The following is a 24,652-nucleotide window of genomic DNA, read 5'->3' as shown; positions in this document are numbered from 1 at the left end:
AGTAAGCTGGCTCATATTCGAGGACATTGTTGGTGCGCCGTCGACGGGTGCGCCACCCCCCGATGAGGGGGTACGGCAGGTGGGTGACCGTGGCTGAATCGCTGACCGTCCCGGTGGTCGATGCGCTCCGTCGGCTGCGGCGCGCCACCGGGGTGTCGCTCGCGTTCGGCGGCATCGTGCAGGGCACCGGCGGACTGCGGCTGCGTCACTTCGTCGGCGACACGGTCGGAGCGATGGACGGCGTCGCCGTCGACGTGGGCCAGGGACTGGGCGGCAAGGTGATCGCGGTGAACCGGCCTGTGGTGGTCGACGACTACCTGCGCACCCCACGCATCACGCACCGCTACAACACGATCATCGCCGCCGAAGGCCTGCGCGCGATGGCTGCCGCACCGGTGATCGTCGACCGGCGACCCGTCGCCGTGCTCTACGGGGCGCTGCGCAGCGACGATCCGATCGGCGGACGGACCCTCGACGCGCTCGCCACCGAGGCACGCGCCATCGAGCAGCAGGTGGTGGCCGCCCGCACCCAACTGTCCGCCGACACATCGTCACCGGACGCCGCCGCACTGCGCGGCCGACTCACCGAGGCGTACGCACAGCTACGAACCCTGGCCCGCTCGCTCGACGACACCACGGTGGCCGCCGAGATCTCCCGCATCACCGATCTGCTGCTCGACGGAGAAACGTCGGAGCCCGTGGCCGAACTCACCCGGCGTGAACACGACGTGCTGTCGCAGGCCGCGATGGGGCGCACGAATGCGGCGATCGCGCGCGAACTCGGCATCGAAACCCAGACGGTGAAGGGCTACATGAAGGACGTGCTGCGCAAACTCGGCGCCACCAGCCGGATGGAGGCCGTGGTGGTTGCCCGGCGCTCAGGGCTGTTGCCGTGAGCGCGGTCAGTGTTCGCGTAGTGCGTCGATGAGGTCGTCCTTCTTCATCGACGAGTACCCGGACAATCCGAGTTCCTTTGCCCGTGAACGCAATTCGTCCACGGTCCAGTTCTCGTAGGACTCCGACTCACCGCCCTTACGGCCAACGGCCGAACGGCCTTGGTTTGCTGCGGCATTCGCGATGCGAGCGGATTTCTCCTTCGAATTGCCCTCGTCTCGAAGCTTTTCGTACAGTTCGTCGTCCTTCACGGACGGACCGGGATCACGTTGCGGCATGGCGCCTCCTTCGTCCGGACTCGGCGTTCTGCTCCACGGTACGCCCGAATGTGCCTACGCTCGGGTGAGCACGTCATGACGTCGATAAGGGACGAGGCGATGGGCAACAACAAGAAGATCAAGCAATTGCAGAAGCAGGTCGGCGAGTTGCAGCAGGGACTCGACGATGTGAAGAAGGCGGCCGAAAAGCAGATCGGCAAGGCGGTGGCCGAAACCGAAGCCCTTCGGCGCGAGTTGCTGAAGAGGGTTGGGGTTGGAGGCTCGGATGCGACGCCGGCCCCGGCGGCGTCGAAGCTCGCCACGAAGACCGCGGCAGCGAAACCGGCGGATTCTGCGAAACCCTCGGGCGACACACCTGGGGGCGGAAAACAGGGTGCTGCCAAACCGGCGGCGGCGAAACCGACGGCGGCGAAACCCGCGGCGGCGAAAACCACGAAGTCCGCGGCACCCACGGTGCGGGAACTGCGCGCACGCGCCAAGTCCGAAGGAGTCAAGGGCTATTCGTCGATGACCAAGGCGCAGTTGATCGACGCGCTGAACTGAGCGCGTTGAACCGGCCGTTCGGCGATCTCATGCAGCCGGCCGGAGGGAAGTTTCCGCGTCTCAATCTGCGACGGCCCGCCGAATGCGTCCCACGACGAGCCGACCGCCGCGAATACTGGGCTGACGTCCGGGGAACACCGGACTGACGTCCCTGGGGGGTTATCGGTACGGGGGATCAACGGCCACAGCGACGTGGCCGGAAGGAGCAAGTCATGAAGGCGCTCGTCTATCACGGCCCCGGAAAGAAGTCCTGGGACGACGTTCCCGACCCGGTCATCGCGGACCCGACCGACGCGATCGTCCGGGTCGAAACCACCACGATCTGCGGCACTGATCTGCACATCCTGCAGGGTGACGTCCCGGCGGTCACCGAGGGCCGGGTACTCGGGCACGAAGGCGTCGGGGTGGTCACCGAGGTCGGGCCCGACTGCACGCGGGTCAAGGTCGGCGACCGCGTGATCATCTCCTGCGTCACCAAATGCGGTACGTGCGAATACTGCGTCGCCGGGATGCCGTCGCATTGCCAGACTGTGGGCGGGATCGGCTGGATCTTCGGTCACCTCATCGACGGAACCCAGGCCGAATACGTGCGGGTGCCCTTCGCCGACAACGGCCTCATCCCACTACCCGCCGGCGTCACCGCCGAGCAGGGCACGATGCTCAGCGACATCCTGCCCACCGGCTACGAGATCGGCGTGCAGTACGGCGCGGTCAAGGAGGGCGATGTGGTCGCGGTGGTCGGCGTCGGACCGGTGGGGCTGGCGTCGGTGATGACCGCGAGCTCACGCGGCGCGGCACGCGTGATCGCCGTCGACGCCAACAAGTTCCGGTTGGAACAGTCCCGCGAATTCGGGGCCACCGACACCATCGACGTCTCCGCAGGCGACGACGTGACCAGCGAGATCAAGGCGCTCTCGCGCGGCGGTCTCGGCGTCGACGTGGCCATCGAGGCGGTCGGCATCGGACCGACCTTCCGCACCGCCCTCGACAGCCTGCGGCCCGGTGGTCACCTGGCCAACGTCGGCGTGCACGGCAAGAGCGTCGAGTTCCCCATCGACCGCGACTGGATCAACAACCTCACGATCACCACCGGCCTGGTCAACGCGACCACCGCACCGGAACTGCTCGCCGACATCGAACGCGGCGAGATCGCACCCGAGAAGTTCATCACGCACCGATTCGGATTCGACGAATTCGAACGCGCCTACGACACGTTCGCTCGGGCCGCCGACGAGCACGCCCTCAAGGTGATCATCGCCAACACCTGAGCGGCGGGTCGGCAATACTGAAACCCGTGACGGTGGATGTGACCGAGCCGGGTGCCCTGACGCGGCCCTGGGACGACCTGCGTCGCGTGATCGACGGTCCGCTTCCGGAGATCGCCGCGCGGTTCTCCCGGTTCCTGCAGCCCGGCGTACCGCACGACGCGTTGATCATCTACACCCGCGAGTGCACCGGCCGCCCACGCAAGGTGGCCGGTGCCCCGCGAATCGTCGAACGGGTGACCATCGGAGAGCTCGACGCGGTGAAAGACGTTGTGGGGCAAGGCGAGGTGATCCAGGAGCGGGTGGTGATCGGCGGCGAACCGCACCGCATCACCGCGGTCCGCGATCGGTCGGACACACTGCTCGTGCTGGTCCTCCCAGCGCGCGAACCCACGATGCCGGGTCCGCCCGTACTGCTGGCGGCGTGGTTCGCGCTGGTGGCCACCTCCATCCGGCAACAGGTTGCCCAGGCGAGTCCCGACTACCTCGCCGAATCGCGTGCGGCGTCGACCGAGCGAGCACGCACGATCACGCAGCTGACCGAGACCCACGAGGACACGCTCGCCTCGATCCTGGGCACGTTGCGATCGCGCGACCTCGACGATCGGACGGCCCGTACGATCGCCGGGCAGACCGCGTCGGCCGCGTTGATCCGGTTGCGCGCGGTCGGCGACACCGATCGTGAATTGGCCACCGAGGCGATGAGCGCCGCGTTCGGTAGGCTGCGCGCCGAACTCGAGCCGGTGCTGCGCGATCTCGACGCCGATATCGACTACGTCGAACCGAGTACCCCGGGTCGTGTTGTTCCCGGCGAGATCGCGCACGCCGCGCGTGCCATCGTGCGTGCGGTGACCGTCGCGCTCGCCGCACAACCAGATCTGACGCGGTTGCGGATCGGGTGGGACTGCGTCGACGGCGATTTGGTGCTCGACGTGCGGGATCAGGGGCAGGGCGGCGTCGACGGCGCTGCGTTGTCCGCGGAACTCGCCGGGCGGCTGCGCGCGATCGACGGATCGCTCGACGTCGAATCGATCGCCGGCTGGGGTACCCGGGTGTCGGTCCGAATCCCGCTCGAGGCGGCCCCGACCCGGCCCGAGCGAGATCTGCTCGCATCGCTCAATCCGCGCGAACTCGAGGTGGTGGGGCACCTGGCGCTCGGTCGGCGCAACAAGGCGATCGCCACCGAACTCGGGGTCAGCGAGAGCACGGTGAAGTTCCACGTCGCAGCCATTTTGCAGAAACTCGACGTGTCCAATCGCGGTGAGGCCGGGCTGCTGGCGGCGCGGTCGGGCGTCACGGCGGAGTGAGGGGGGTTTCGACAAGCTCAACCAGCGGGAGGCAGCTCAACCGGCGGAGGGCAGCTCAACCGGCGGAGGGCAGCTCAACCGGCGGGAGGCAGGCTGTACTTTCGGCTAGGTAGAACCATCCATTCGGACGGATGCATGAGTCGTCGCATCCCACGAGACTGTGGGACGAACAAGGTTTCCTTCACGAGAGGTTGAACGCGGACATGTCGCAGACGGTCAAGGGAGTCATCTCCCGCAGCAAGGGTGCGCCCACCGAACTGGTTGATGTGGTGGTACCCGATCCGGGTCCCAACGACGTGATCGTCGACATCGCGGCATGCGGCGTCTGCCACACCGACCTGGCCTACAAAGAGGGCGGCATCAACGACGAGTACCCGTTCCTGCTCGGCCACGAGGCCGCCGGCACCGTGGAGGCCGTCGGTTCCGAGGTCACCCACGTCGAGGTCGGCGACTTTGTGGTGCTCAACTGGCGTGCGGTGTGCGGCGAGTGCCGGGCCTGCAAGCGCGGACGACCCTGGTACTGCTTCAACACCCACAACGCCAGCAAACCGATGACGTTGACCGACGGCACCGAGCTCACCCCGGCGCTGGGCATCGGCGCGTTCATCGACAAGACACTCGTCCACGAGGGTCAATGCACCAAGGTCAACCCCAACACCGACCCCGCCGTCGCCGGACTGCTCGGCTGCGGTGTGATGGCCGGCCTCGGCGCGGCGATGAACACCGGCAATGTGGGCCGCGGCGACTCGGTGGCGGTCATCGGCTGCGGCGGTGTCGGCGACGCCGCGATCGCTGGCGCGCGGCTGGCCGGCGCCACCACGATCATCGCCATCGACCGAGACCCGGCGAAACTGTCCTGGGCCACCGAACTCGGCGCCACCCACACCATCAACGGCGCCGAGGTGGACGACGTCGTGACCGCCGTGCAGGACCTCACCGATGGATTCGGGGTGGACGTGGTGGTGGACGCAGTCGGCCGCCCGGAGACCTGGAAGCAGGCGTTCTACGCCCGCGACCTGGCCGGCACCGTCGTGCTGGTGGGCGTGCCCACCCCGGAGATGACGCTGGAGATGCCGCTGGTGGACTTCTTCTCCCGCGGCGGCTCGCTGAAGTCGTCGTGGTACGGCGACTGCCTGCCCGAACGGGACTTCCCCACGCTCATCGACCTGTACGAACAGGGTCGCCTGCCGCTGGACAAGTTCGTCTCCGAACGCGTGGGACTCGACGACGTCGAAGCCGCGTTCGACGCGATGAAGTCCGGCAAGGTGCTGCGCTCGGTGGTGGAGATCAACCGATGACCACCCGCATCGACAACGTCGTCACCTCCGGCACCTTCTCGCTCGACGGCGGCACCTGGGACGTCGACAACAACATCTGGATCGTCGGCGACGAGAACGAGGTGGTCATCATCGACGCCGCGCATTCGGCCGCACCGATCCTCGACGCCGTCGGCGACCGGACCGTCAAGGCCATCGTGCTGACCCACGGACACAACGACCACATCACCGTGGCACCGGAGTTGTCGGCGCAGACCGGCGCCCCGATCCTGCTGCATCCGGGCGACGACATGCTGTGGCGCGACACCCATCCCGACGTGGCGCACGGTGACCTCGAGGACGGTGAGCAGATCGACGTCGCCGGTACCACCCTGACCGTCATCAACACGCCCGGCCACTCGCCGGGCTCGTCGGTGATCTACGCGCCGGAACTGGGCGTGCTGTTCAGCGGTGACACGTTGTTCCACGGTGGTCCCGGCGCCACCGGGCGCTCCTTCTCGAGTTTCCCGACCATCATCGAGTCGATCCGCGAGAAGATCTTCACCCTCGACCCGGAGACCAAGGTGTACACCGGTCACGGAGAAGGCACCACCGTCGCCGACGAGGCGCCGCATCTGGAGGAGTGGATCAAGCGGGGCAGTTGACCACGCGGGGCCATCAACTGTGGTGGTCGCCGATCCAGGCCGGGTAACCTCGGGTCGGTGACCGCCTCGTCGTGGGTGAGCCGGCTGGTCCCGCCGGCATTCTCCGGATATCAACGCAGTTGGTTGCGTACCGATGTCCTCGCGGGCGGCACACTCGCGGCCGTCGCGATCCCGGAATCGATGGGCTACAGCACCATCGCGCACGTTCCGGTGTCCGCGGGCCTGTACACGCTGATCCTGCCCGTCGTGGTGTTCGCGGTGGTCGGCGCGGCACGCATGATGGTGGTGGGAGCCGACTCGGCCACCGCCGCCCTCCTGGCCTCGGGTATCGCGGGTCTCGGAGTGGGTGGGCTACAGCCGAATTCACCGCAGTGGTTGGGTTGGGCCGCGCTGATCGCGGTGGTCACCGGAGGGCTGCTGGCCGTTGCCCGTCTGCTGCGCCTGGGGTTTCTCGGCGACTTCTTGTCGACGGCCGTGCTCACCGGCTTTCTCACCGGAACCGGCATCGTGGTGCTCACCGGGCAGATACCCGGCATGTTGGGCATCTCCGGCAGCGACGGCCGGATCTGGCAGCGGTGGGCCCACGTGATCTCCGAGATCGACCGGATCGATTGGGCCGCTGTCACGTTCGCCATCGTCACTTTGGTGGCGCTGATCGCGTCGCGAATCCTGGTGCCCCGGTTACCGATGCCCATTCTGGTGGTGATCGGGTCGATCGCGGTGGTCGGCATCTTCGGGTGGGCCGACGATCTCCCGGTGGTCGGGGAGGTGCACGGCGGCCTGCCGCAGTTCGGCGTTCCGGACGGTGTCACCTGGACCGACATCCCGAAGGCCGCGACCGTGGCCATCGGCTGTGCCATCGTGATCCTGGCCCAGAGTGCCGCCACCGCACGCAGTTTCGCTCAGAAGCACGGCGAGATCGCCGACGTCAACCGGGACATCGTCGGACTATCCGCGTCGAACATCGTGGCGGGGTTCTCCTCCACCTTCGTCGTGAACGGCAGTCCCACCAAGACCCAACTCCTCGACGCGGAACACGGTCGCACACAGGTCGCCAATCTCACCATGGCCGCGATCACGTTTGTGGTGGTCGTGTTTCTCGACGGTGCACTGGCCAATCTGCCCGACGCGGTGTTGTCGGCGGTGGTGTTCCTGGTGGCCGTCGACCTCATCGATGTGCACGCCTTCCGCCGAATGTGGCAGGTGCGCAAAGAAGAGTTCGCGGTGGCCGTGTTCACGGCTGTCGTGGTGGTGGTCTTCGGTGTGCAGACGGGCATTCTGACCGCGATGGCCGTCTCGCTGCTGGCCATCATCCGGCGCCAGTACCAGCCGCGCCGGTTCGTGGTTGGGGTGTCCGACCACGGCCGCAATCGCCGGTATCAGCCTGCCGAACCCGGAACCGAATCGTTGCCGGGGCTCATCGTGTTCCGCTACGACGCCGACCTGTTCTACGCCAATGCCAGCCGGTTCGCCGACGACGTGATGGGACTGGTGGACAAGGCTCCGCATCGGCTGCGGTGGCTGGTGCTCGATTGCACGGTGATCTCCGATGTCGACTACTCGGCGTCGGCGACGCTGGTCCGGCTGATCACCTTTGTCCACTCGCGCAACGCGCATTTCGTTCTGGCCGGTGTCGATCCGGAACTGCAGGGCACGCTGCTCACCGAGGGCGTGTTGGCCGACCTCAACCCCGACCACGTGTTCCCGACCGTCGGAGCGGCGGTACGGGCTTACGAGGCAGCCTTCCCCGATGCCACGTCGGGGCGGGGCGCGGCACGGCCCGACGGTGCGCCATGAAGCTCGCCGAGGTGGTGTCGACGTCCGCGGCGATTGCCGAAACCCGTTCCCGCAAAGCGAAAACCGCGGAGCTGGTAAGCCTGCTGGCGGCGGCGTCCGCCGACGAGATCCCGATCCTGGTTGCCTGGCTCTCCGGTGAGATCCCGCAGGGGCGACTCGGTATCGGCTGGCGGTCGCTGATGTCACTCGACGTGGCGGGCGCCGGCGAATCACTGCTCGACGTCGGCGAGGTGGACGCCGACTTCACCGCGCTGGCCGGGCTCGGTGGTGCCGGATCGGCGGGGATGCGTAGGGACATCCTGGCGTCGCTGTTCGGGCGGGCCACGGTGGCCGAGCAGAACTTTCTGCGTCGGCTGCTGACCGGCGAACTGCGGCAGGGGGCGCTGGTGGGGCTGATGGTCGACGCCATCGCCGCCGCGACCGGCCAGCCCCTCGACCTGGTGCGGCGGGCGCACATGCTCACGGGGTCGTTGTCGGAGACGGCGGTGCTGGCCACCCACGGCGGATCGGCCGCGTTGCGTGCGGTGACATTGCAAGTGGGGCGAGCGGTGGCGCCGATGCTGGCCACCCCGGCAGACGACTTGGGCTCCGCGCTCACGACATTGGGGCCGGATCTGGTGGTGGACTACAAACTCGACGGAGCGCGCATTCAGGTGCACCGCGACGGCGACGACGTGGCTGTGTTCACCCGCACATTGCGCGAGGTCACCGACCGAGTACCCGACCTGGTGGAGGTTGCTCTCGGATTGCCGTGCCGCTCGGTGATTCTCGACGGAGAGACGCTGACCCTGCACGACGACGGTCGGCCGCGACCCTTCCAGGAAACGATGAGCCGGTTCGGGTCGGCGACCGATTCCAGTGTCGAGCCACGGCTGTTGCAGCCGTTCTTCTTCGACTGCCTGCACCTCGACGGCACCGACCTCATCGACCGGCCACTGGCCGAGCGGCTCGACGCACTCGACGTTGTCGCCCCCGGGCTGCGTATCCCGTCGATCCTCAATCCCGATGCGGCACAGGCGCAGGCGCAGTTCGACGCAGCGATCTCCCACGGGCACGAGGGGGTGATGGTGAAATCGCTGCAGGGCGTTTATGCCGCCGGGCGTCGGGGCAAGGCGTGGCAGAAGGTGAAGCCGGTGCACACCGTCGACCTCGTGGTGATCGGTGCGGAGTGGGGGTCGGGGCGACGGACCGGATTCCTGTCGAATCTGCACCTCGGCGCCCGCGACCCCGACGGGGGTCCGCCGGTGATGGTCGGCAAGACGTTCAAAGGGCTGACCGACGAGTTGCTGCGGTGGCAGACCGAAGAGTTTCCGCGGCACGAGGTGTCGCGGTCGGAGTACGCGGTGTTCCTGCGGCCCGAGATCGTCGTGGAGATCGAACTCGATGGGGTGCAACGCAGTTCGCGCTATCCCGGCGGTGTGGCGCTGCGGTTCGCGCGGGTGCTGCGCTACCGTCCGGACAAGACGGCTGCCGAGGCGGACACGATCGACGCGGTGCGCGCACTGCTGCCGTGAGGTGTGCAGCGTCTCAGATCGACGTCGAGCGTGCCCGGAATCGCGTTGATCGTGCCCATTAGGTGGTTTCGACAAGCTCAACCAGCGGGGTGACGGCTCAGCCGGCGGGGTGGTTTCGACAGGCTCAACCAGCGGGTGGCAGCTCAACCAGCGGGGTGGTTTCGACAAGCTCAACCAGCGTAATCACAGCTCAACCGGCGGGGTGGTTTCGACAGGCTCAACCAGCGGAGTGGCGGACTCAACCAGCGGGGTGGTTTCGACAGGCTCAACCAGCGGGGTGGCGGGCTCAGCCAGCGGGGTGGTTTCGACAGGCTCAACCAGCGGGTGGCAGCTCAACCAGCGGGGTGGTTTCGACAGGCTCAACCAGCGGGTGGCAGCTCAACCAGCGGGTGGCGGGCTCAACCAGCGGGTGGCAGCTCAACCAGCGGGGGGACGTCAGGGGCGGTAGCCGAAGCGGCGGCTGAGTTGGTCGGCGGCAGCGACCACGGCGGGGGCGATATCGGGGGCGTGGGCGGGGTCGAGGCGGTAGCGCGGGCCGGAGATGCTGAGCGCGGAGATGACACCCTTGGTGTGATCGCGCACGGGTGCGGCGATCGCCACCAGGCCCACCTCGAGTTCTTCGTCGGCGACGGCCCAGCCTCGTTCGGCGGTCAGTGCGACGTCGGCCACCAACTCGTCGAGATCGGTGATGGTGTGATCGGTGTACCGCTTCAGTCCATCGCTATACATTGCGCGCAACGCCGGTTCCGTCAGCCCGGCCAGCAGAACCTTCCCCGACGACGTGGCATGCGCCGGCGAGGCCTGACCGACCCACGTCTGCAGTGCGACGCTCGACGGACCCAACGCCTCGACCACGTTGATCGCCTCGGCGCCGCTGAGCACCGCGAGATTGGTGGTCTCCCCGGTCTCCTCGGCCAACGCGGTGCAGATGTCCTGGCCGAGCTTGGTGAGATCCATTGTTGCCGTAGTCGATCCGGCGAGACGGACGATGGTGAAACCGATCCGGTACTGCCGGCCACCGGGAATCTGCTCGACGAATCCACGCGCTTCGAGGGAGGCGACAATGCGGGAGACGGTCGACTTGTGCACGCCGAGCCGCACCGACATGTCGGTGATCCCGGCACTGCCGGTCTCGGCGATGAGCTCCATGATCTGCAGCGCGCGATCGACGGACTGCACTGCGGTGCCAGCGGATTTCTCCGGTTCTGGAATGTCGGTCATCGTGCCCGTCACCGTACTCGGCATCAGTGACCCGACCTCATCATGTCCGCGAGTTTCTCGGCCATGGTCATCACCGTGATGTTCGGATTGATCACCGGCAGCTTGGGCATCGCGGACGCGTCCACCACGCGTAATCCCTTCACGCCCTTCACACGCAGCGAGGGATCGAGGACCGCCATGGGGTCGGAGACGGCCCCCATCTTCGCGGTGGCGGCCGGGTGGTAGACGGTGTTGTGCGTCTTGTGGATGTAGTCGATCAGTTCGTGATCGGTGACCGCGTCCGGTCCGGGGGCCAGTTCGCGCGCCACCCAGTCGGTGAGCGGGGCCTGCGCGCCGATCTCTCGCGCAAGTTTGATGCCGGCGAGCATCACCTGCTCGTCGTGGCCGTCGGCGTCGGTGAAGTACCGCGGATCCACCTTGGGGCGGTCGCGGAAGTCACGAGACCGGAGCCGGACGGTGCCGCGTGAGAGACCCTGCGTCACATTGGGTGTCAGGCAGAACCCGTTCTCGGTGGTCGGATAGCCCCAGCGCATCGTGTTCATGTCGAACGGCACGCTGCCGTAATGCATCATCAGGTCGGAGTGATCGAGTCCGTCGCGGGTGGTGGCGAACAGGCCGATCTCCCACCACTGGGTCGACTCGGTGACCATCGGCCGTGACGCCTCCCAGAACACCAGCCCCTCGACGTGATCGTCGAGGTTGGCGCCGACGCCGGGCGCGTCGACACGCACCTCAATCCCCACCTCACGCAGGTGATCGGCGGGACCGATGCCGCTGAGCATCAACAGTTTCGGGGTGTCGATGGCGCCGGCGGTGACGATCACCTCGCGTCGTGCGGTCACGGTGTCGTAGCCGGTGAGGTCGGGTCGCAGGAAGCGCACCCCGGTCGCGCGCAGGTCGTCGTCGATGAGGATCTCGCTGATCCAGCTGTCGGTGAGGACGGTCAGATTGGGTCGCGATCCCAGGAGCGGATGCAGGTAGGCGTGCGACGAGGACATCCGTTCGCCCGCCTCGTTGGCGTTGATCTGCAGCCAGCCGGCGGCGTTGAGGTGCCAATCGCCGCGGTTGAACTGCACCGTGGGCAGACCGACCGTGGCAGCGGAGTCGAGAACCGCACGGCCACAAGGATCATCGGGAGGCACATCCCTTAGGCGCACCGGACCGTCGTGCCCGTGGGGATAGCCCTGATAGGTGCCGTCGGCGACGTTGTTCTCCACCCGAGCGACGTACGGAAGCACCCCCTCGGGTCCCCATCCGGTGGCGCCGGCGGCCTCCCAGTCCCGCAGGCCTTGTGCCAGCGGCCAGAACGCGATGCACGAGTTGTGTGAGGAGCAGCCGCCGAGCACCTTCGCTCGGGCGTGACGCAGGAAGCTGTTGCCGTGCTCCTGTGGCTCCACCGGGTAATCCCAGTCGTAGCCGGAGTCGAGCAGGTGCATCCAGTCGGCGAGCACCAGGATGGCGGGGTCGTCGACGTCGGACGGCCCGGCCTCCACCAGGCACACCGTGGTGTCCGGGTCTTCCGACAGTCGCGCCGCCAGAACACATCCGGCGGTGCCGCCACCGGCGATGACGTAGTCGTAGGCGGCCACGTCAGAGTCCCCCGCCCAGTGTGTCCGCCGGCGACGGTGCGTGCGCGTGAGAGGCGAGTGTCCCGATGTTGCGGCGTCCCACGGTGAAATACCAGAGCAGGCCGAGTCCGAGGATCACGCCGATGTACACGAACGCGCCCCACGTGTTGTACCAGGGAGTGCCGTAGACGGCGGCGCGCGGCCAGGCGAGGTTGAGCGCCATCGCGATTCCCCAGACCACCGCGACGACGTTGACGAACGTTCCCCATCGGCCCATGGTGAAGTAGCCGCCGGGGGCGAGGTCGGCGGGCGGCCATTGGCCGCGGAATCGCTTGAGCAGCATCGGTGCTGTGACCATCAGGTAGGCCAGATAGATCATGATGATCGCGATCGACGTGAGCACGGTGAAGATCTTCGGCTGGTCGATGTTGATCACCAGGATCAGCACAGCGAGGATGCCGATGACGAATGCGGGGATCACCGGGGTCTGCCGTTTGGTGTCAACTTTGGCGAGGTGCTCGCCGAACGGCAGCGCGTTGTCGCGGGCCATCGCGAACATCAGCCGGATGGCGGCGGTGTGCACCGCGAGCGAACACACGAACACCGCCACCACGATCGCGACGAGGAACACCTTGCTCGCGGGCCCCCACATCACACTCTCCACGATGTACTGCAGGCTGCCGTCGGGCTGGCCGAGTTTGGGATCGTCGAGGTTGGGCGCTGCCATGATCGCGAATACGAGAATGGCTCCGCCGATCACGAACGAGGCGAGGATGGCGCGCAGGATGGCCTTGGGAGCGGTGCGTCGGGGTTCGACGGTCTCCTCACCGAGTGAGCTGGCGGTGTCGAAGCCGTACATCACATAGCCCGATGCGAGGGAGGCGATGAGGAAGGCGCCGAGGTAGCCGCCGCTCTCGCCGGCCCCATAACCGTTGGTGGAGAAGAACACCTGCGGGCCACGGGTGATGTTGAAGGCAAGGATGATCGCGATCAGCACCGCGGCGATGAGTTCCACGAACACTCCGACGCTGTTGATCAGCGCCATCAGCCGCACGCTCCACGCGTTGATGGCGGTGGTGATGGCCACCAGGATCGCACCCAGGATGACGGCGTTGACAGCGTAATCGGTGGGATCGTTGATGTCGCCGTAGATCTGGAAACCGCTCCACAGTCGTGGCAGGTTGAGCTGCAGCGCCAGCACCACCGCCGAGAGGGTGACGATCGATGCGGTGAGCATCAGCCAGCCCGCCGACCAGCCGACGAGTTGTGTGCCGAGTCGTTTGGCCCAGTTGTAGACCGAACCGGCCACCGGGTACTTCGCGGCGAGTTCCATGAAACACAGTGCGACGCAGAGCTGTCCGACGAACACCATCGGCCACGACCACAGGTAGGCCGGTCCGGCGGTGCCGAATCCGAAGTAGAACAGCTGAAAGGTGCCGGTCAGGATGGAGATGTAGCTGACGCCCGCGGCGAAGCTGGCGAACTTGCCGATGCTGCGGTCGAGGGACTGCTTGTATCCGAAGTCTTCGAGACCGTCGGTCTCGGCGGAAGCCCTCGGAGTCGGGTCGGTGGCCATCGTTCCTCTTCTCGTGGTCAGTCGGTGGTGAACCACTGCGACGACGACGGCGCGGTGTTGTGCCAGATGTGTTTGGTTTCCTGGTATTCCGCGAGACCGGTCGGTCCGAGTTCGCGACCGTTGCCGGACTTGCCGAATCCGCCCCACTCTGCGGCGGGCGTGTAGTAGCCGAAGTCGTTGAGCCACACCGTGCCGTGCCGCAGGCCGCGGACCATTCGTTCGCCGAGCGCAGCGTCGGACGTGCGCACGGCGGCGGCCAGGCCGTAAGAGGTGTCGTTGCCCAGGGCGAGGGCTTGATCCTCGGTGTCGAATCGTTCGACGGTGAGGATCGGGCCGAACGTCTCGTCCTGCACGACCTGCATCGTCGCGTCGCACCGGTCGAAGATGGTCGGTGCGAAGTAGTAGCCACCCGGATGCAGGTGGGGGCGATCGGGACGGTCTCCGCCGCAGCGGAGTACGGCACCTTCGTCGAGCGCGATCTTCACGTAGTGGTGCATCTTGTCCAGCTGGGCCTGCGACACCAGCGGGCCGGTCTTGCTGGCCGAGTCGAGACCATCGCCCATCACGATCTTCCCGGCACGCTCCACCAGGGCGTCGACGAAACGGTCGGCGATCGAGGAGTGCACGATGAGTCGCGTCCCCGACGAGCACACCTGACCGGAGTGCAGGAAGACGCCGGTGAGCACCTGATCGACCGACGACTCCCAATCGGCGTCGGGAAATACGATGTGCGGGTTCTTGCCGCCGAGTTCGACGGCCACCTTGGTGACGTGGGCGGCGGCGGTGCGGGAAATGATGGTGCCGGTGGCCAATCCGCCGGTGAACGAGATGAAGTCGACCTCCGGGGTGTCGGTGAGGGCGGCGCCGAGCGACGCACCCGATCCCTGCACCAGGTTGAGCACGCCGGGCGGCACACCGGCCTCCTCGCACAACCGGACGAACGCGATGGTCGACAGCGGGGTCACCTCGCTGGGCTTGGCCACCATGGTGCACCCGGCGGCGAGTGCCGGAGCGATCTTCCACGACATCTGCAGCAGCGGATAGTTCCACGGCGCGATCAGAACGCATACGCCGATCGGCTCCCGCACCACGCGGCTGATGACCGCCGGGTTGCCGACATCGACGACCCGATCGGCGGAGGTTTCGATCTGCGCGGCGTAGTACCGGAACACCGACTCCACGTCGTCGATGTCGATCTCGCTCTCCGCCAACGTCTTCCCGGTGTCGAGGGTTTCGATCCGGGACAACTCCTCCTTGTCGCGCACCAGCAGATCGGCGATCCGGCACAACAGCGCCGCACGTTCGGCAACCGGGGTGGCCGGCCACGCCCCGTCGTCGAAAGTCGCGCGGGCCGCGGCCACCGCGGCCGTGGCATCGTGCGGAGTCGCCTCGTCGACGGTGGTGAGGACCTCACCGGTCGCCGGATTGATCAGTTCACGACGACCGTCGTCGGAGGCGGTGCGCCACCGGCCGTCGACGTAGAGGTGAGCCGCGCCGATCAGTGGGCTCTCGAAGCCGGTCATTGTTGTCCGCCGAGGGACCGTTCCCTGCCGGCCGGGGAGGTGGGGGCGTCACCGTTGGGGCTGATGGCCTCGAACTCGCCGGTCTCGATGCGCACGGCCTCCTCGCGGATGTGGCGGTCGACCTGCTGGAAGAGCTTGCCGCGCGCCACGATCAGCGGGTCACGACGCAGATCCAGGTACAACGACACGCACATGCCGATCATCACCAGGACGAACGGGAGCGCGGCGATGATGGCCATCTGCTTGATCCCGTTGAGGCCGTCGTCGCCGCTGATGGCGAGCAGCACCGCGGCCACCGCGCCGGTACACACGCCCCAGAACACGGTGACCAGTCGTGTGGGTTCGTGCGCACCGCGCTGCGACAGGGTGCCCATGACCAGCGACGCGGAGTCGGCGCCGGAGACGAAGAAGATGGCGACCAGGATCATCACCAGGGCCGATGCCACACCCGTCCACGGCATGTGCCCCAGCACGTCGAACAGGGTGCTTTCGCTGGCGCTGGTACTCGGGTCGAAGGGCAGGATGCCGTCCATGTTCTGCCGGATCGCGGTGCCGCCGAAGATGCAGAACCACAGCAGCGACACGGTGGTCGGCACCACCATCACCCCGATCACGAACTCGCGGATGGTGCGGCCCCTGGAGATCTTGGCCAGGAACATGCCGACGAACGGTGTCCACGACACCCACCACGCCCAGTAGAAGATGGTCCACCCGGCCAGCCAGCTCTCACCGTCGGCGTCGACGGTGGCCGACGAGCGTGCCGAGAACGAGGTGACGTCGTTGGCGTACGCACCGAGGGTGGTGGGCAGCAGGTTGAGGATGAACACGGTGGGGCCGACCACGAAGACGAACACTGCCAGGATGAGCGCGAGCACCATGTTGATGTTGGACAGCCACTGGATTCCCTTGGCGATTCCCGACACCGCCGACGCGACGAACGCGGCGGTGAGGATCGCGATGATCGCGACGAGCAACAGGGTGCCCGGATTGTTGACCCAGCCCACCTTGTTGAGACCCGAACCGATCTGCAGCGCACCGAGTCCCAGCGAGGCCACGGTGCCGAACAGGGTGGCGAAGATCGCGAGGATGTCGATCACCTTGCCGCCCGCACCGTGCGCCGAGCTGCCCAGGAGCGGTTCGAATACCGAACTCATCAGCTGATTGCGGCCCAGCCGGTAGGTGCTGTAGGCGATGGCGAGACCCACCACGGCATACATCGCCCAGGGATGAAATCCCCAGTGGAACATGGTGGTGGCCATGGCCGCCTGCACGTCGTGGGCGGACATTCCCGGTGGTGCCTCGACATAGTGGAACAGCGGCTCGTAGGAGCCGAAGAACATCAGTCCGATACCCATGCCGGCGCTGAACATCATGGCGATCCAGCTGACCGTGCGATATTCCGGCGCCTCACCGTCCTTGCCCAGCGGAATGCGCCCGTACTTGCTGATGGCCAGGAAGATCGCGAAGATCACGAATCCCGTTGCCGACAGGATGAACAGCCAGCCCAGATTTCCGGTGATCCAATTCAGCACGGTGCTGCCGACGGAGGAGAGGTTGTCGGGCGCCACCAGACCCCAGACCAGGAAGGCGATCACCAGCGCCGCGGTGACCCCGAAGACGACGGGGTCGAGCCTCGGACGCAGGCGATCTGATGCGGAAATGCTCATCGGTTTCACCTCTTACAGCTTGTGGACGTCATTGCAGTATCCCCGAACCGCTTGGCCGCTGTGCACCGGTTCGGGGGGTTCAACCGCGGATACGACTCATGTCGGGATCGACGACGGGATCGGCGACGATCTCGGCATCGTACGAAAACCGCAGGTAGTCGACCGAAACAGAGGTGCCGACGGTGGTGTCGGCGGGTAGCCACGCGTAGGCCAGGCAGGCGCCGACGGTCGGCGACCACCCGGCGCTGGTGACGTAGCCGGCCACCTCGCCGTCGATGCACACCGGTTCCTTGCCGAGAACCACGGCCGCCGGGTCGGTGAAGCGGAGGGTGCGCAGCGTCATCGGGTTCTCCCGGTCCGACAGCGCATCCTTGCCGATGAACTCGGCCTTGTTCATGCGGACGGCGAAACCGAGTCCGGCGGCGTCGGGGGTATGTTCGGTGGTCATGTCGACGCCCGCCGAACGGTACCCCTTTTCGATGCGCAGACTGTTGAACGCGATCCGGCCCGCGGGAATGATGCGGTGTTCGGCGCCCGCGGCGGCGAGCAGATCCCACAGGGCGCGTCCGTGGTCGGCGCTGGTGTAGATCTCCCAACCGAGTTCACCGACGTAGGAGACCCGCATCAGGGTGACCGGGATGGATCCGACGGTGGTGGACAGGCTACGGAAGTACTTGAGTCCGTTGTTGGTGAGGTCGGCGGGCGTGAGCGGCGCCAAAACCTTTCGTGCGAGCGGACCCCACAATCCGACGCAGCAGGTGGCGCCGGTGATGTCGCGAAGCGTGACCGGTGCCGACGCGGTGCCGAGATGCCTTGCGATCCAGTCGAAGTCGACCGGCCCGTTGGCGCCGATCTGGAACACGTCGTCAGCAAGGCGGGCGATGGTGAGATCGGAACGAACACCGCCCTTTTCGTCGAGTATCAGTGTGTAGGTCACCGATCCCACCGACTTGTCGAGGTTGTTGGTGGTGAGGTGCTGCAGCAGTTCGAGTGCACCCGGTCCGGCCAGTTCGAAGCGGGTCAGCGGCGTCATGTCGTACATGGCGACGTTCCGGCGCGTCCAGACGGCCTCGGCCACCGCGATCGGCGACCAGTGCCGCGCCGACCACGAGTCTCGCTCGGGAATCGACAGACCGTCGGCGAGCAGCTCGTCGAGGACGGCGGCATTCGATTCGAACCACGCGGGCCGTTCCCAGAGCCCGGCCTCCCAGAAGACGGCGCCCGCGGCGGCCGCACGGTCGTGAAACGGACTGGTACGCAGTTCGCGCGGCGCCCGTCGCTGGTCATGCGGGTGGATGATGTCGTAGACCTCGACGAACGACTGCGAGCTGGTGGTGAGGATGAAGTCGTCGGTGAGGGCGGCGTCCTCGAAGCGGTAGAGATCGGTCTCGTGCACGTCGACGCCCGGGGTGCCGTCGATGATCCACTCGGCCATGGTGCGCGCCACGCCGGCCGAATGCGTCACCCACACCGCTTCGGCGACCCAAAAGCCGGGCAGTTCCCGGTGTTCACCCATGATGGAGTGGCCGTCGGGGGTGAAGGAGAAGATGCCGTTGAACCCCTCTTCGACCTTCCCGTTGCCGAGTTCGGGTAGAAGCGTGGTGGTTTGGGCCCACGCCTCGTCGAAGTCCTCGGGTGTGAACGTGAGTTTGGACGGCATCGCAAGGGCGGAGACGGTGGGATCGAGTGCGGAGACGTCCGCGGGCATCGGACGGTGTCCGTAGTAGCCGATGCCGATGCGGTCACCGTGCTCGCGGTAGTAGAGGTCGTGATCCTGGTGGCGCAGGATGGGCAACGACGCCTCGGAGAGCGGGGAGTTGATACCGGTACGGGACTCGAGCGGGGTGGTGATGGCGTACTGGTGGGCCATCGGTACCAGCGGGATGGTCAGGCCCACGCGCCGACCGAACTCGCGGCCCCAGAAACCGGTGCAGCACACCACGATGTCGGCGTCGACGATGCCGGTGGAGGTGCGGACGCCGCTGACCCGGCCACCCGATTCGACGACATCGACAACATCGGTGTGTGGCCGGAACACGGCTCCCCGTGACATGGCTCTGCGGGCCTGGGCTTCCACGGCGCGCAGCGCCTTGGCCAGTCCGTCGTCCGGGGTGTGCAGGCCTCCGACGAGGCAGTCCGGATCGAGGATCGGGTACAGCGCGGCACATTCGGCCGGTAAGAGGAGTTCGTGGTTCACACCGCGGGAGGCGGCCCATCCCGCCTTGCGGTGCAGGTCATCCCAGCGCTGCTCGGTGGTGGCCACCTCCAGGCCGCCGACCGGATTGAAGCACCAGCCGTCGGGATGCTCGAGCGACGAGAACTTCTCGATGGTGTAGGTGGCGAGTTCGGTCATCGTCCTCGACGGGTTGGTGGCGAACACGAGTCCCGGTGCGTGCGAGGTGGAACCACCGGTGGCGAACAGCGGTCCGCGGTCGAGGACGGTGACGTCCGTGCAGCCGCGGGCGGTGAGTTCGTCCGCCAGCGAGGAACCGACGATGCCGGCGCCGACGATGACGACTTTGGGGTGGGTCATGGGAGGTCCTCTGCGGTGTGGGTGTACTCGGTGGCCGCGTCGATGAGCCACTCGGCGAGGTAGTGAGCGAACGAACTGCGCACCAGAATGGCGAACCCGTCTGTGCTGTCGGAGGATTCGTGCAATCGGTGCAGGAGCACACCGGCCTCGGCGAGAAGCGTGCTGACCGCCCTGTCGGAGCCGAAGGCCTGCGGGGACAGGTCGATGGCGCAGCCGTGCCCGAGGATGGTGGCGGCATGGGGGCCGGTGAGCTCCAACCGGGTGCGCTGTCCGGAGACATCGAGGGCGTAACTGCTCCCGGTGCAGCGGGATTCGATGTCGTGGAGAAGTTGCGGACCGGTGTGGTCGGTGGCGGTCAGCAGCCACTCGTCGGGTCCGAGCCAGATGGCCGTGCGTCCTCGGGTGCGTCGGAGCGCGCACACCGGGGGCAACCCGAGTGCGGCGACCGTGCCGGGTTCGGCGGTGCGAACCACCACCTGGGCCAGTGCGGGTGTCTCGATCAGCCCCACCTGCGGAGCGAGGTCGGACATGCGGGCTGCCATGTCCGATAACGTGGTTCGGGGCGAGAGGGTGTCAGCCATCGCGGCGGTCTCCTTCCGGATCGACGAACAACGGTGCGGTGACCTCGACCTCGCACAGGGTGTCGCCGACGGGGACGTCGAGAATGTCGCCGATCCGATCGCGACCGCCCTTGACGAGCGCCAGCGCGAACGTGCGGCCCAGTTCGGCACTGAGGTAGCTGGAGGTGACGTGACCGAGCATGGGTACCGGGGTCGGTGGCAACGTGCGGTCGGGTGTGCGGGCGACGATCTGTGCGCCTTCGGGAAGCCGGGTCCGGCCGTCGACCGGCAGGAGCCCGACGAGCTGCTTTCGGCTCTCGGTGAGATCGGCTGCGCGAGCGAATGATCGCTTACCCAGGAAGTCGGGTTTGCGTTTCGACACGACCCACGACATTCCGAGATCCTGTGGGGTCACCGTGCCGTCGGTGTCCTGCCCGATGATCGGGTAGCCCTTCTCGGCGCGCAGCACGTGCATGGCCTCGGTACCGTACGGGGTGATGCCGAACTCATCACCCGCCGATACCAGTGCACACCAAACGGTTTCGGCGTAGCCGGCGGCGACGTTCACTTCGTACGCCAGTTCGCCGGAGAAGCTGACTCGGCCGATCCGCACCGGAACCGCGTCGGCGAACGTGGTGTCACGCCACTCCATGAACCCGAAGGCGTCGTTACCCACGTCGAGATGGCCGAATACCTTGGCGATCACCTCGCGTGACCGAGGGCCGACCACCGGAAAGGTCGACGTGTGGTCGGTGAGCGAGGTGAGGAACACCGTCAGATGCGGCCACTCGGTCTGATGCCACTCCTCCATCCAATCGAGCACGGCCGCAGCGTTTCCGGTGGTGGTGTAGACGGTGTAGCGGTCGTCGGCGATCCGCATCACCGTGCCGTCGTCGAGCACCATGCCGTCCGGCCCGCACATCACGCCGTAGCGCACCTTGCCCACGGCAAGTGTGCTCATGAGGTTGGTGTAGAGCATGTCGAGAAAGGCGGGCGCGTCGGCACCGGCCACGTCGATGACCCCGAGGGTGGAGCCATCGAGGATGCCGACCCCGCGTCGCACCGCGGTGCATTCGCGCAGTACGGCGTCGCGCATGTCCTCGCCGGGTCGCGGATAGTGCCGTGGACGCTTCCACTGGCCGACGTCTTCGAACACCGCGCCGTGCTCCACGTGCCAGTGGTGCAGCGGCGTGCGGCGAATGGGGTCGTAGAGGTCGCCGCGGTTGCGGCCGGCGAGCGCGGCAAACGACACCGGTGTGTAGGGCGGACGGAACGTGGTGACCCCGGCGTCGTCGAGATCGATGCCGAGCATGTTGGCGACGATCCCGGACGCCACGATGCCCGAGGTCTTTCCCTGGTCGTGCCCGGTGCCGATCGTGGTGTACCGCTTGACGTGCTCCACCGAACGCATGCCGGCACCGAGGGCGCGGGCGATGGCGGCGACCGTGGCGTCGCGCTGGAGGTCGACGAACGACTCGGTTGCGTCGGCGTCGGGTACATACCAGCAGGTGGCGGGTGCGGCCTGGGTGCGGTCGACCACGCGCGGCACCGCGCGCAGTTCGGGCGCCGGTACGCCGAGCGAGCGGAGCGCGTTGAGCCCGCCGCGTCGACCGTCGGTCAGGCAGGCGCCCTCGTGCACCAGTCCGGCTGCGGCCCCGACAATCTCGACCCCGTCGACCGAGCCCGCCGGGAGGAACGCCGACGCGTCGGCGTCGAAGGCGATGGGGCCGCGCAGCTGGCTGTAGAGGTGGACCGCCGGATTCCAGCCACCGCTGACCAGGATCGAGTCGCATTCGACGTGGCGGCCGTCGCTGAGCGTCGCGCCTGTGACGGCGGGGTGGTGGTCTCGACAAGCTCGACCAGCGGGGGGCGCGTCGCCAGCGGGAGGGGCGTCGCCGGCGGGGGACGGGGCGGGGGAGGCGGCGAGGACCGTGGTGCCGGTGAGCACCGGGATACCGAGTCGGTCGGCCTCGGCGCGCAGGTCGGCGGACACCGCGCTGCGGATGTCGACGATCGCCTGCACGCGACTGCCCGCGGCGGCGAGGTCGAATGCCGCGGTGTAGGCGGAGTCGCAGGCGGCGAACACGAGGGGCCGGTCGGCCACACGGACGGCAAATCGGTGCAGGTAATCGGTGGCGGCTCCGGCGAGCATCACGCCGGGAAGGTCGTTGGCGGCGAACACGATCGGCCGCTCGTGGGCGCCGGTGGCCAGGATGATCCACCGCGCGCGGATGCGATGGATGCGTTGGCGCGACACATGCGCGGGCGCGGCGGTGCCGAGATGATCGGTGCGCTGCTCGACGGCGAGGATGAATCCGTCGTCGTAGGCGCCGAATGCTGTGGTGCGGATCAGGCGTGTGGTGCCGGGGTGGGCGTCGAATTCGGCGACGGCGTCGGAGACCCAGGGCGCGGAGGGCGTGGCGCCGCCCGGTTCGGCGCGTTCGTCGACGAGGAGCACCCGCACGCCGGAACGCGCTGCGATGAGGGCCGCCATCATCCCAGCTGCGCCGGCGCCCACCACGAGCACGTCGGGGTGGTGGTGCAGCGAGTCGTATCGTGCGTCGTCGGGAACCATCGACAACGCGCCCTGTCCGGGGACCCCGCGGGCGACGAGCCCCGGGCACAGTTCGACCGTGGTCGCCGGAACCATCGGCTCGATGAACGGTGCGTCGATGCCCACCTGGGCGGTGGCGTCCTCCGACCAGGAACCGGTGATCCCGCGTGGTCGGCCGAGGTTGACACTGGTGGTGATGCCACGAACACCGTTGGCCAGCAACGCCGATGCGAGGGTGTCGCCGCGGTAGCCGGTGTAGGTGTCGCCGTCGAAGGTGAACGCGATCGGGCTGGTCCGGTCGATGCGTCCGCCGGTCGGCTGCCGAAAAGGTTGGCTCATCGGGTATCTCCGGAGTCGCGGTGATCGGTGAGCGGGCGTGCCGGGGTGGTGGCGCCGCTGAAGGCGTAGGTCACGGTGTCTCGGCGGACGGTGAACCACTGGCGGCAGCCGGCCGAGTGACACCACCGTTCGGCGAGTTCTCCTTTGGGGTTGGGGCGGAAGAACAGATACTGCGACCACTGGGTGTCGTCGAGTGCGGAGGGGTCGGGCGGGTAGGCGACACCGGACGCCGCGCCATAGTGGAACTCGACCTCTTCGCGTGGGCCGCAGTAGGGGCAGGAGATGAGTTGCATCGGTGAGTCTTTCGGTTCTCGGTGCGGACGACGGTCGGGGTCAGTGGGCGACGGCGGCGGCACCGTGCTCGTCGATGAGCGCGCCGGTGACGAAGCGGTCGAGCGTGAACGGGGCGTTGATCTGGTGCGGGTCACCGGTGGCGATGGTGTGCGCCAGGCACCACCCGACACCGGGAGTGGCCTTGAAACCGCCGGTGCCCCAACCGCAGTTGAGATAGAGGTTGCGGTAGGGGGTGGCTCCGATGATGGGAGAGGCGTCGGGGGTGACGTCGACGATGCCGCCCCAGGTGCGCAGCAGGCGCGCGCGGCCGAACACCGGGAACAGCTCGACGGCGGCGGCCATCTGGCGTTCGATGATGTGGAACGCGCCGCGTTGTCCGTAACCGTTGTAGGAGTCCACGCCGGCACCCATGACGAGTTCGCCCTTGTGCGCCTGTGACACGTAGACGTGAACGGCGTTGGACATCACCACCGTCGGGTGGATGGGTTCGAGCAGTTCGGACACCAGCGCCTGCAGCGGATGGCTTTGGATGGGCACGCCGAAACCGAGTTGGTCGGTCAGTGTGGAGGTGTGTCCGGCGGCGCAAAGCGCCACGGTACCCGCGCCGATCCGCCCCTGGGTGGTCTCGACGGCGGTGACTTTGCCTCCATCGGTGACGAATCCGGTGACCTGACAGTTCTGGATGATGTCGACGCCCGCATTGCTCGCCGAGCGTGCGAATCCCCAGGCGACGTAGTCGTGTTTGGCGATGCCGCCGCGCTGCTGGAAGGTGGCGCCGTGGACGGGATAGCGGATCGACGGAGAGACGTTGACGATCGGGCAGACGTCGGCGACCTGTTTGGGGTCGAGCCACTCGGCGTCGATGCCGTTGAGCCGGTTGGCCTCCACGCGGCGGATGCTGTCGCGGACGTCTTGTTCGGTGTGCGCGAGGTTGAGAACGCCGCGCTGGCTGAACAGGATCGGGTAGCCGAGTTCCTCCTCGAGACCTTCCCACAGCTTCAGGGAGTGTTCATAGATGCCCGCGCTCTCGTCCCACAGATAGTTGGACCGGATGAGGGTGGTGTTGCGGGCCATGTTGCCGCCGGCGAGCCAACCACGTTCGAGGACTGCGACATTGGTGATGCCGTGGTTGCGGGCGAGGTAGTGCGCGGTGGCCAGTCCGTGTCCACCGCCGCCGACGATCACGACGTCGTAGGTGGACTTGGGTTCGGGGGTGTGCCACAGGAAATCGGGGTGAGCAGGCAGATCGGCGCCGGGAGCGGTTGCGGGGGAGTCTGTGTGGGGTGTCATCGGTGTCC

The 24,652-nt window shown here is 67.2% G+C and carries 19 protein-coding genes; 8 read left to right on the top strand and 11 right to left on the bottom strand.

The genetic code is table 11. The features are described 5' to 3' along the window. Positions 1–89 precede the first annotated feature (89 nt). Positions 90–896, top strand: coding sequence for a LuxR C-terminal-related transcriptional regulator (locus ACWDTD_RS17640; protein WP_449748427.1), 807 nt, complete (start codon positions 90–92; stop codon positions 894–896). Between the two features lie 6 nt (positions 897–902). Here the strand turns inward: ACWDTD_RS17640 and ACWDTD_RS17635 are convergent, their stop codons facing one another. After that, positions 903–1,172 (bottom strand): DUF7218 family protein, encoded by a 270-nt coding sequence (locus ACWDTD_RS17635; RefSeq protein ID WP_449748426.1) that lies wholly within the window; start codon positions 1,170–1,172, stop codon positions 903–905. Positions 1,173–1,247: 75 nt separating this feature from the next. Here ACWDTD_RS17635 and ACWDTD_RS17630 point away from each other — a divergent pair, with 75 nt between their 5' ends. From ACWDTD_RS17630 to ACWDTD_RS17600, 7 genes are all read left to right on the top strand, one after another. After that, complete coding sequence (locus ACWDTD_RS17630) at positions 1,248–1,715, top strand: Rho termination factor N-terminal domain-containing protein (protein ID WP_449748425.1); 468 nt, start codon at positions 1,248–1,250, stop codon at positions 1,713–1,715. A gap of 212 nt (positions 1,716–1,927) precedes the next feature. Continuing rightward, positions 1,928–2,983: an alcohol dehydrogenase catalytic domain-containing protein gene (locus ACWDTD_RS17625; protein WP_449748424.1), complete on the top strand. Its 1,056-nt coding sequence runs from the start codon at positions 1,928–1,930 to the stop codon at positions 2,981–2,983. 26 nt (positions 2,984–3,009) lie between these two features. Continuing rightward, positions 3,010–4,287, top strand: a complete 1,278-nt coding sequence (locus ACWDTD_RS17620) for a LuxR C-terminal-related transcriptional regulator (RefSeq protein ID WP_449748423.1) — start codon at positions 3,010–3,012, stop codon at positions 4,285–4,287. A gap of 203 nt (positions 4,288–4,490) precedes the next feature. Continuing rightward, positions 4,491–5,585, top strand: a complete 1,095-nt coding sequence (locus tag ACWDTD_RS17615) for an S-(hydroxymethyl)mycothiol dehydrogenase (RefSeq protein ID WP_449748422.1) — start codon at positions 4,491–4,493, stop codon at positions 5,583–5,585. Then, positions 5,582–6,208: an MBL fold metallo-hydrolase gene (locus ACWDTD_RS17610; protein WP_449748421.1), complete on the top strand. Its 627-nt coding sequence runs from the start codon at positions 5,582–5,584 to the stop codon at positions 6,206–6,208. The genes ACWDTD_RS17615 and ACWDTD_RS17610 overlap by 4 nt, the downstream gene beginning before the upstream one ends. A gap of 57 nt (positions 6,209–6,265) precedes the next feature. Beyond that, positions 6,266–8,005: a SulP family inorganic anion transporter gene (locus tag ACWDTD_RS17605; RefSeq protein ID WP_449748420.1), complete on the top strand. Its 1,740-nt coding sequence runs from the start codon at positions 6,266–6,268 to the stop codon at positions 8,003–8,005. Next, a complete protein-coding gene (locus ACWDTD_RS17600; RefSeq protein ID WP_449748419.1) occupies positions 8,002–9,519 on the top strand; it encodes an ATP-dependent DNA ligase in 1,518 nt (505 codons plus the stop codon). Before ACWDTD_RS17605 ends, ACWDTD_RS17600 begins: the two co-directional genes overlap by 4 nt. A gap of 435 nt (positions 9,520–9,954) precedes the next feature. Here the strand turns inward: ACWDTD_RS17600 and ACWDTD_RS17595 are convergent, their stop codons facing one another. From ACWDTD_RS17595 to ACWDTD_RS17550, 10 genes are all read right to left on the bottom strand, one after another. Continuing rightward, on the bottom strand, positions 9,955–10,740 hold the full coding sequence (locus ACWDTD_RS17595) for an IclR family transcriptional regulator (RefSeq protein WP_449748418.1): 786 nt from the start codon (positions 10,738–10,740) through the stop codon (positions 9,955–9,957). Between the two features lie 23 nt (positions 10,741–10,763). Next, on the bottom strand, positions 10,764–12,329 hold the full coding sequence (locus tag ACWDTD_RS17590; protein WP_449748417.1) for a GMC family oxidoreductase: 1,566 nt from the start codon (positions 12,327–12,329) through the stop codon (positions 10,764–10,766). A gap of 1 nt (position 12,330) precedes the next feature. Beyond that, positions 12,331–13,884 carry an APC family permease gene (locus ACWDTD_RS17585; RefSeq protein ID WP_449748416.1) on the bottom strand — a complete coding sequence of 518 codons (1,554 nt, stop codon included), beginning with the start codon at positions 13,882–13,884 and terminating at the stop codon, positions 12,331–12,333. A gap of 17 nt (positions 13,885–13,901) precedes the next feature. Further along, positions 13,902–15,407, bottom strand: a complete 1,506-nt coding sequence (locus tag ACWDTD_RS17580; protein WP_449748415.1) for an aldehyde dehydrogenase family protein — start codon at positions 15,405–15,407, stop codon at positions 13,902–13,904. Further along, positions 15,404–17,074: a BCCT family transporter gene (locus ACWDTD_RS17575; RefSeq protein WP_449748414.1), complete on the bottom strand. Its 1,671-nt coding sequence runs from the start codon at positions 17,072–17,074 to the stop codon at positions 15,404–15,406. The genes ACWDTD_RS17580 and ACWDTD_RS17575 overlap by 4 nt, the downstream gene beginning before the upstream one ends. Positions 17,075–17,153: 79 nt before the next feature. Beyond that, a complete protein-coding gene (locus tag ACWDTD_RS17570; RefSeq protein ID WP_449748413.1) occupies positions 17,154–19,607 on the bottom strand; it encodes a GcvT family protein in 2,454 nt (817 codons plus the stop codon). After that, positions 19,604–20,149, bottom strand: coding sequence for a sarcosine oxidase subunit gamma (locus ACWDTD_RS17565; protein ID WP_449748412.1), 546 nt, complete (start codon positions 20,147–20,149; stop codon positions 19,604–19,606). Before ACWDTD_RS17565 ends, ACWDTD_RS17570 begins: the two co-directional genes overlap by 4 nt. A gap of 31 nt (positions 20,150–20,180) precedes the next feature. Continuing rightward, positions 20,181–23,060 carry an FAD-dependent oxidoreductase gene (locus ACWDTD_RS17560; protein ID WP_449748411.1) on the bottom strand — a complete coding sequence of 960 codons (2,880 nt, stop codon included), beginning with the start codon at positions 23,058–23,060 and terminating at the stop codon, positions 20,181–20,183. Further along, a complete protein-coding gene (locus tag ACWDTD_RS17555) occupies positions 23,057–23,353 on the bottom strand; it encodes a sarcosine oxidase subunit delta (RefSeq protein WP_449748410.1) in 297 nt (98 codons plus the stop codon). Before ACWDTD_RS17555 ends, ACWDTD_RS17560 begins: the two co-directional genes overlap by 4 nt. 40 nt (positions 23,354–23,393) lie before the next feature. Then, complete coding sequence (locus ACWDTD_RS17550; RefSeq protein ID WP_449748409.1) at positions 23,394–24,644, bottom strand: sarcosine oxidase subunit beta family protein; 1,251 nt, start codon at positions 24,642–24,644, stop codon at positions 23,394–23,396. Between the last annotated feature and the right edge of the window lie 8 nt (positions 24,645–24,652).

This window comes from Gordonia sp. NPDC003425 (assembly GCF_053588635.1).
Note: the sequence above shows the minus strand (reverse complement) of the source record. Positions and strands in the feature narration are given on the sequence as shown.